This window comes from uncultured Campylobacter sp., assembly GCF_938018145.1.
In the GTDB taxonomy this organism is placed as follows: Bacteria; Campylobacterota; Campylobacteria; order Campylobacterales; family Campylobacteraceae; genus Campylobacter_A.
Genome location: NZ_CALIII010000398.1, coordinates 1 through 9,106, shown reverse-complemented (window position 1 = coordinate 9,106; position 9,106 = coordinate 1). Strand labels below are relative to the sequence as shown.

Genomic DNA, 9,106 nt, shown 5'->3' with positions numbered 1-9,106 from the left:
CCTTTCAAATGGCGCCGGTGTACTCGATCCTAAAATTTGCAAGGCGCTAAAGGGGCTTGATATCGTCAAATTTAGCCTTGATAGCGCGGTGCAAAAGACCTTTGCTAGGATAGATCGCTCGGGCGAAAAAATTGGCGTCGGCGAGCTAGTGGCTGCGATAGCTAAATTTAGGCGAGAATTTAAAGGCGAGCTAGTGCTTGAAATCCTGGTCGTAAAGGGGTTAAACGATACGAAGGTGGAATTTGAGGCGCTAAATGCGGCGCTAAATCAAATTTCACCAGCCCGCGTAGATATAAGCACTATCGACCGCCCTCCCGCATATCCGGTTAAGGGCGTGAGCCAGGAGCTCTTGCGTGAGCTTGCGCAGCAAATTTCCGGCGTACCGTGCGTCATAGCGTCGGCAAAATACGGCGATGAAAAATTCGCACTTAGCAAAGAGGAGCTACTTGAGCTAGTAAAACGCCGCCCGCAAAGCGAAAACGACGTGATAAATAGCTTCTCTGAAAGCTCGAAGCAAAATTTGCAGGAGCTTTTAGTGGATGGAAAGATAAAAATAGTAGATGCGGCGGGGGCTAAATTTTACCGACTTGCGTGATTTTTGCGAGGGAAATTTACCTTTTTACCAGCTAAATTTTTGTCATCAGTAAATTTAAGCTAAATTTAATTGACAAACGATGCGTTTTTGCCTATAATACGACTTCTTTTAAAACATTCCGGATTAGCTCAGCGGTAGAGTAGTCGGCTGTTAACCGATTGGTCGCTGGTTCGAATCCAGCATCCGGAGCCATTTACTTATAAAAATCCCTTTTAAACCCCGATTTTAACGACGTTTTAAGAACTTTAAGTTTTCTTAGTTTTATAAAATTTGTTCCCTATTTGTTCCCGAAATTTTTTAATATTCCAATTTCTTACCAAGCTTTCTAAGTTAATCTAAGATACCTTATTTTTGTTTTTAAAAACAGGAAAACAATTTTTCATTCTCAATTACTCTAAAATACCCTAGAGAACCATAGGGTATTAAAAATTTTTCGAAAATTACTTAAAAATCATTCAAAAATGTAAAAGTAAACAAAAAGTTGCTGTAATTAGTTATGTAAGAACTAAGCAAAAGGAGAAAAATAATATGCTTAATGAATTATATAACGACCTAGAGTACAAAACGCTTCTTGGGCACATATCTAGCCAATATAAAGGAAAGGTGGTTTTAGACAGAAAGCAAACCGCAGCGGTTCTTGGTATTGGTATATCCACTCTTGATCTTCGTATATCGCAGGGCAGGGATATTCCACGTTATATCAAAATGGGAGATGCAAAGAATTCTCGCATAGCGTTTGCGATAACGGACATTGCGACTTATATTTTTCAAAAAAGGGTTAAAACATGCTCTTAATTTCTATAGTAGATAATAAAGAAAAGGATCAAAAATGAGTAATGCCCTTCAAATAGGCGGACACAGCCTAGTTCTTTGTGTAAGAAGCGAATTCTTGACGCTCAAAAAGGCTATTATAAGGTATGAGCACAATGTTAGAGAGGTTAAGCACGCCTCTAAGATCGGATATCTTAGGGGTAACAGCCGAAATAATAGATACATAGTGCTTAGCGAGTATAACAACAACGGCCACATGCGAGAGATCGCAGCCGGAGATAAAGAATTTAATGATAAGAAATACATAAAAGCGCTTTTGAGGGAATATCACGAAAATATGAAAGCCGACTACGAAGCCCAAACTAAAATTGATAAAAACGGCAAGGCGGTAAAGAATCGTTGGCGTGAAAATATGGTCGGGTTTTCTGAAATAGTCATAAGTTTCGGTACCGATCGGAATAAAGAGCCCAAAGAAGGTTTAAGCCAAACCGAGACAAATTTTATCAACGTTCAGGTTTCGCTTGACAGAGTCCTTAAATTTGCGAGATCATACTGTGCAAAATACGGCGTAAAGTGTTTATTGATTAGCGAGCACAACGACGAAAAGACTAAACATTATCAGCTTATTTTTACGAATTACCAATTTGAAAATCACAAAAACCTTAGATTTGACGGCAAGGGCGAAACGCTAAAATTCGGTAGAAGCATGCAAGAAATGGGCGGTATAGCATTTGACGGCGTCGCTCTAAGAGGCGAAATAGGCAGCAAGGCAAGACATAAAAATTTAAAACAAATGCACAAAGATGAAAAAGAGTTTAACGACAAGCAAGAGCTAAAAAAGAAAATAAAGCAACTCCTAGTTAAGGAAGTGAAGAAATATACAAAAAAGGAAAAACCTATGTTCAGTAAAGAATATTTTAGAATAGAAGCCCAGGACAACAAAGCTTTCGTAGAAGATCTTGCAAATTTGGTATTAGAGCAAATGCAAAATAAGATAAGCATAATTACCGACGGCGAACTAAAACAAACGGTCGAGGAATTAACCAGGCAACTTTTAAATAAAGGCGAAGTAATAGCAAAAAATAGTCAACTAGAGCAATCTAGTGAAGAGCTAATCCAAGAGAATAAAAAGCTAAAAGAGATAAACGCAAATCTAAATAATCAAGATGAAATTATAAAAGATAGAAATTTGCAAATAAGCAACCTCTCGGCCGACCTAATCCAAAAAGAAGATGAAAACAATAAACTACAAAATCAAATAAAAAGCTTTGAAGCAGATAAAGAAAAAATAGACGAATTAAAACAAAAAGCAAGTCAAAGCAACATACTAAAAAGTGAGCTTGAAAAGGTCAATCAAGACCTAGAATATAAAGAAAAAACAAATCAGTCTTTGAAACAAAGAAACGAAGAACTGGAGGTATCGCTAAGTAATGAGAATGCCTTAAAGGAAGACAACGATAGCAAACGACTACAAATCGTTAAACTACAAACTTCTATAAATGGCAAAGATCAAAGAATATCCGAGCTGGAAGGAGAAGTAAAAGTTAAAGACAAAACGATAGAAAATTTACAGGATAAGTTAACTGTATTAGAAAACTTTAAAACGAAGGTTATTAGTTTTATCTTAAAAATAAGCAATTTAATACCGAATTTTAGTAGGTTGCTAGATGACGAACCAAATGAAATAAAGGATGAAATAAAAAGTAAAATAGCCGGCAAAGATGGTATGGGGATAGGCTTTTAGTTGGATTGGTTTTTGATTTCGAATATAAAGTTACCAAAATTTTTAGTCAGCATATTTAATAAGCTTCTTTTTTGCCAACATATACCAAGTTATATAATGTGCGAGCTGGTTACACCAAATCTGAGCATATGCCTAGATCTTTTTTGTGCTTTGGTGATGCGGGCGAATTTTGTCAAAAGTTCTTAAAATATAAAAATTTATCCCCTAAACGTCAAAATATTCTTGATAACACCTATCCATTTAAATATAATCTAACTAAAAAATTAAAGGATAAATTTGCTTTACAGGTCGCTAACTGTGCTTAGCCTTTGCATCGCGCAGTTTATTTGCATCGGATTTTTCGGCGAGGGGCTCGTTAGCATCCTGCGTCAAGACGGTTTTAGTTTAGAGCGCGTCGGCGCGCTTAGAGGGCTTGGACTTTTCGCAGTTTTGGCTTTTTTGTGGTCGCCGTTTATCGACGCTATAGCGCTAAAAATAGGCGGTTACAAAAAGATTATCCTAGCCTTTCAGTGCCTTACTTTGGCGATTTTATATGCGGTTTCGCTTCTAAATCCGCGCGACGATTTACCTGCCGTAATCGCTTTAGCGGTGCTTTTGGCCTTTATCTCGGCCACCTGGACGATGACGTCGAACGCATTTTTTATTAAAATTTCAAACAGCTCGAATTTAAGCTTCACAAACGCCCTCAAGCTTAGCGGCGGATTGATAGGACACGTATCCGGTAACGGCCTAACGCTCGTAATCTACGCAAAATTCGGCTGGAGCGAGGCGAATTTATTCTTGACGTCTTTGATAGCGGTTTCCTTGCTTAGCCTTGCTTTCTTTAAAGAGCCTGAGCGCGTAAACGTCGGCGAGGGGCTGGATTTTAGGGCGATGTTTGGCTTTTTTAAGGGCAAAAAGGCTTGGCTTAGCGTGCTTTTCGTACAATCTATCGGTATCTGCGCGGCGTTTGGACTGCTTAGCCCGATGCTCGTAGATATCGGCTGGAAGCTGGAAGATATCGGCGAGGTCTTGCACATATACGGCACGATATTTGGCTTCGCGGGTGCGCTCGCGGCGGGCTTTGCGGTAAAAAAGCTAGGCGCTAAAAGAGCCTTTTTATACGCCGTAGCGATGCAGACGCTAGGCATCCTGGCCATCTGGTTACCTATCGGCGGCTGGACGGACCGCGCGTCGGTACTTTTTGCTTCGAGCGCGTCGTATGCGGTATATATGGCGCAAGCGACGATAATCTCCACGATGATGATGCAACGTGCCTCGGGACGGCGACCCGCTAGCGAATACGCCGTGCAAAGCAGCCTAAATATGACATTTCAGATATTTTCGTTTTATCTCGGAACGCTTTTGGCGGGGACGTTGGGTTACGGAGCGGTCGTGCTGGGCGCGGCGGCGTTTTGCGTTTTGAGCCTAATTTATTTTATAAAGATTTATAAATTTATCTAGCGGATTGCTATTTTGCGGGATTTAAGTCGCCGTCCAGTACAAAAAAAACGGCGTAAATTTTATTCCGCGGAGTTTTGCAAATCGCTTTGCAGATTTAGCCCGCGTCGGCAATGCGGATTAAACGCACGCAATTTAACCCGAACGCAAGGCCGAATTTAAGTCTCTGGCGCAAAAAAGGCGGTAAATTTATCCCGAATCAAGCAAACCTACCCGCAACAGAAAAACCGCAAAACGAGCTTAAATTTACGCTTAAAACGGCGCAAATTTGGCTCGTAAAATTTACGCAAAAGCTAAATTTACAACCACTCTTTGATGATCTTTAAAAAATCCAAAAGCGCCTTTGCGCTATGATGAGGCGTATCCTGGGCGGCGATTAGTTCGCAGTTTGGCAGCATCCTCGACACTTGCGAAGCGACGGCAAAAGGCACTTCCTCGTCGGCTCTGGAGTGATACATAAGCACGCTTTGCGAGACGTCTTTTAGCTCAAATCCCCACGGTCTGGCTTGAAGCCAAAGGTCAAAACCGATGCCGTTAAGCTGAGCTTTTATCGCTTCTTTTAGCGCACCCTTAGCCTGCGAGCCGTATTTTTCCCACGCCATTTGCGCCGTATTTTCAGGAGTATTACGCAAAGCGAAATCGTAAATTTCCTTTATGTGCGCATAGTCGGAGTAGCTTGTCAAAAGCTCGGGCGGGGCGTTAAATCCGCTTAGTATAAACACCCTTTTCGCCTCTTCGCAAGCTACCGCCGTAGCGTAGGCGTAAGCCGCGCCCACCGACTCGCCCAGCACGCTAAATTCGCCCAAATTTAACGCTGAGAAAAACTCTTTTAGGCGTAGGGCGAATTTTAAAAAACTATCGTCAGCGCTAAAAAGCGAGCTGTTAAAATGCCCGCTTCTATATATCAAAATAAGCCTTATTTGATTTTTATCGCAGAAATTTATCAAGGTATTTTGCGGAAAAATCATCAGCGGATGATGATAAACCAAAACATCTTTAAAATCGCTACCAAAGTCGTCGTAGCTTAGATTTTCGCCGCTTTTAAATTTAAAATTTTTCATCTTTTTCCTTAAAATTTATATTCAAATTTTACGCCGATCTCGCGAGGGTCGGACAGGTAGTGCATCGTGGCGTATTTTACGTCGTGATCTTTGTCGAAAAGATTATTAGCGTAAATATAAACGTTGATATTTTTGTGATTAAAGCCTACTTTTGCATCGACGGTCGCGTAGCCCGCGTTTTCTACGACATTGGCCTTATCGGTATAAAATTTGCTCTGTCCTCGCAAAAATGCCGCCGCGTAAAATCCGCTTGGAGCCTCATACGAAAGCCCTGCGCCATAAGTTAGCCTTGGCGCGTAATATACGTATTTACCGCTATAATCGCCCTGTGCGTCTTTATAGTCTTTAAAAACGCTTTTCGCATATCCCAAATTTGCGCTAAGCTTTAATCCATCCGTTAAAAGCGTTGCGGCGTCAAACTCAAAGCCCTGAGAGCGAGCCTTGCTGGCGTTCTCTGCCACCGTGATATTAGGCGCTACGATGACGCTTACTACTTGCTTGTTTTTGATATCGGCGCGAAAAACGGCGGCGCCTAGCTCAACCCGCTCCCAAGCCCCTTTTACGCCGACTTCATAGCTAGTCATCGTTTCTTTATCGTACCATTTTTTAGACGTAGGCGAGGCGGCCCAAAAACCGCCCGGCTTATAACCCTTAGATACGCTAGCATAGGCCATAATCTCATCGTTTATAGCATACTTTAGCCCAATCTTAGGCGATAGCGCGCTATACGAATCGCTTAAATTTTCACCGCTCATGCGGTTTTGAAATTTGACCCTATCTTTGTCGAATCTAGCTCCCAAAATAACCGAAAAATCAAGCGGCAGATAAATTTCATTATGCGTAAAAACGCCGTAGTTTTTACTTCTGGTTTTGTTATTTTGCAGCGAGCGAATACCGCCGAACATCACGCTGTTTACGCTACTTCGCACGTCTCTTTGCGTAGCGCCCGCCGCAGCGCCTAGGACGAATTTGCCATACGCGTTATCGGCGCTAAATCTAAACTCCTGCGTAAAATCCTTTCTGTCCTCTTTGTAATACACGTCCAACAAGGACGCGGGGCGATGATCGCCGTCGTAACTACTGTCGTTTTTATAATCCCTAAAAGTCGTAAGCGAAGTGAGCGCATAGTCGCCCGATTTATATTCTGCCTTTAGCGACGCTTCGTAGTTTTTGGCGTTTTCCTCGCCCTCCATGCCGTTGGCGTAGCGCATTCTATTGGCTGCGCTAGGCAAATTCGATCTTTGCGCGCCGTTAGCTATCCTATAATAATTTTGAATAAGATCTACCGTAAGCTCATCCGTAGGCAAAAATCTAAAATAAATTTTGCCGTAAAGGGCATCTTTGTAGTCGTCGCTTTTGTTTAAATTTTCGTTATACATAAAGCCGTTTTTCTTTTCGCTAAAACCGGTAAAACTAGCCAGAAATTTATCCTTTACTATCGCTCCGCCTGCGCTAAAACTAATACCACGCAGGCTATCCTCGCCAAGCTTTAGTCCGATCTTTGCTTGCGGTTCGTTGGTAGGAGCTTTGGAGACCGCATTTATCACGCCTGCGTAGGCGTTTTTGCCGTAAAGCGCGCTTTGAGGCCCTTTTAGGATCTCGATACGCTCGATATCCTCCAAAAATACGTAGTTGCCGTAAGTGCCAAGATAACTCACGCCATCCAGATAAAGCCCGACGTTTGGGCTATCAAATGCGTAATCGCTCGTAACGCCGCGCATGATAAAAAGCGAAATACCTCCGCCTTGCAAAAACGATAAATTTGACGATACGCTCCTAAGTCCGTTTAGATCTTTTGTTTCTCTAAGCCGCAACTCTTTTTCGTCCAGCACGCTCACCGCAGCCGCTACCTCGCTAGCGTTTTCATCGATCTTTTGAGCCGATACGCTGACCTCATCCAGCCTCACGGCGGGAGCTGCTATCGCTAGCGCCGCAACCGCGCTTAAAAGCAAAATCTTTCTCACTTTAGACTCCTTTTATAATTTCTTTACTTTAAGGATAGTATAATATTTTTGAAATTTATTATCAACCCGAAATTTATAAATGACGGATTTATTTTTATATTTAAAGGAAGAATTTGCGCACTGTATCCGCGGACGTTTTTATGGATAAATTTAATAGTAGCGAGGACGGCGTTTTAGCGGGTCTGGGCGTCAAAATCCGTGCCAGAAATATCGCACTAAGTGATGAAATAGCCTTCGGCACGATAAAAATGGATGTTAAAGACGACACCAAAATAGTCGGCGATTTTCACGCTTTGCGGGGTTGCTTTATAAATTTCACCCTACAAGGAGGCATCAGCCTAAGCTCGGCGAATGGCAAAATCGAATACAAAAGCGGACTATCCACGATCAGCTCGGTCGATCTACCAAGCTCGGATCAAGAGATTTACGGCGGCGCGCATGCGGGAATAAATTTATTCCTAGAAAACTCGTTTATGAGCGCAAATTTCGGCGATCTTATCGAGCTTGGCGCAAACAAACTCGTCTCGCAAAACGACACCTGCGCCGTAAATAAAATTTTATTAAACCAAATTTTATCGCTAAACGCCGACGAGCCGCTTGAAAGACTGCTTTTAGAAAGTAAAATTTTAGAGCTTATTTATAACGAATTCAGCCGCCTAAAATGCCCAAATAAGCATGTTATACTAGACGAAGCGGACAAAAGTGCGCTACAAAAAGCTAAGCAAATTTTGAGCTTAGATATCAAAAATCCGCCGTCTATAAAAGAACTCTCAAAACAGGTGCGGCTGAACGAATTTAAGCTTAAAGTCGGCTTTAAAAGTTTGTTTGGGCAAACTCCTTACGAATTTTTGCGCGAAGAGCGAATGAAGCGAGCGCTGGCGATGCTGCAAGGCTCGGAGCTAAATATCGCCGAAATTTCGGCTGCGACGGGCTTTAAAAATCAAAGCCACTTCAGCAAGCTTTTTTGCGATTATTACGGCACGGCACCCAAAAATTTGATGAAAAATAGAAAATATTATTATTGATTTTGCAAGGTTGTCTAAAAATTTGCCGTAGACGGCTCTCAAAAGCCTGTTAAGATAATATTTCTAGTGGGACTATAACAAATTTGATATGACCACATATAAAATAAAATATGCTCAAATTAGCAGTAGTGCTTACCAAGGCGTATATTGTACGCCTATGCTTGCAAATCGGAAGCATTTATAAGCTTTTAACGAATGATCGTTAAAAGCTTCCGAAGAAAAACTTAGACGTTTTATTGACAAAAAATCATTTTTTGATTGATAAAGTTTCGTCTAAGTTTTTATATTTTTCTTTTGCTCGGCCAAAGAAAAATATCGGCCGTCTGCCAAGACCTTACAGCAAACTCATTTGAGTTTGCTAAGTAAGTATTAACATATTGTTCTATGTAGAGGTTATTTGTTCTTAATATTTTGATAAATGATATTAAGTTCTAAGACTGTACGATGGAATTAGAAGCTGTTATTTTTTATTAAGTTAAAGTAAATTTTGGTTTATAGGGAAATTT

At 41.3% G+C, this 9,106-nt stretch carries 6 protein-coding genes and 1 tRNA gene; 5 read left to right on the top strand and 2 right to left on the bottom strand.

Annotated elements, in window-relative coordinates; translation table 11 throughout:
- From Q0338_RS09210 to Q0338_RS09195, 4 genes are all read left to right on the top strand, one after another.
- Nucleotides 1–595: radical SAM protein (locus Q0338_RS09210; RefSeq protein ID WP_298086493.1), on the top strand; the 595-nt coding region annotated here is incomplete at its 5' end.
- A gap of 117 nt (nt 596–712) precedes the next feature.
- Nucleotides 713–787 (top strand) — tRNA-Asn (locus Q0338_RS09205).
- A gap of 835 nt (nt 788–1,622) precedes the next feature.
- Nucleotides 1,623–3,110, top strand: a complete 1,488-nt coding sequence (locus Q0338_RS09200; protein WP_298086492.1) for a hypothetical protein — start codon at nt 1,623–1,625, stop codon at nt 3,108–3,110.
- Between the two features lie 276 nt (nt 3,111–3,386).
- Nucleotides 3,387–4,553, top strand: coding sequence for an MFS transporter (locus Q0338_RS09195; RefSeq protein ID WP_298086491.1), 1,167 nt, complete (start codon nt 3,387–3,389; stop codon nt 4,551–4,553).
- Nucleotides 4,554–4,849: 296 nt separating this feature from the next.
- On the opposite strand, the gene Q0338_RS09190 is transcribed toward Q0338_RS09195, so the two are convergent.
- Nucleotides 4,850–5,611, bottom strand: a complete 762-nt coding sequence (locus Q0338_RS09190; RefSeq protein ID WP_298086490.1) for a hypothetical protein — start codon at nt 5,609–5,611, stop codon at nt 4,850–4,852.
- An 8-nt stretch (nt 5,612–5,619) separates the two neighbouring features.
- Entirely contained in the window at nt 5,620–7,575 is a 1,956-nt protein-coding gene (locus Q0338_RS09185; RefSeq protein WP_298086489.1) for a TonB-dependent receptor, read from the bottom strand.
- Between the two features lie 113 nt (nt 7,576–7,688).
- Between Q0338_RS09185 and Q0338_RS09180 the strand changes: the two genes are divergently transcribed.
- Nucleotides 7,689–8,600 carry an AraC family transcriptional regulator gene (locus Q0338_RS09180; protein WP_298086488.1) on the top strand — a complete coding sequence of 304 codons (912 nt, stop codon included), beginning with the start codon at nt 7,689–7,691 and terminating at the stop codon, nt 8,598–8,600.
- Nucleotides 8,601–9,106: the final 506 nt, after the last annotated feature.

Excerpts from the sequence above, each read along its gene's own strand:
- Q0338_RS09200 (WP_298086492.1), top strand. The coding sequence starts at position 1,623 with ATGCGAGAGATCGCAGCCGGAGATAAAGAATTTAATGATAAGAAATAC.
- Q0338_RS09190 (WP_298086490.1), bottom strand. The coding sequence starts at position 5,611 with ATGAAAAATTTTAAATTTAAAAGCGGCGAAAATCTAAGCTACGACGAC.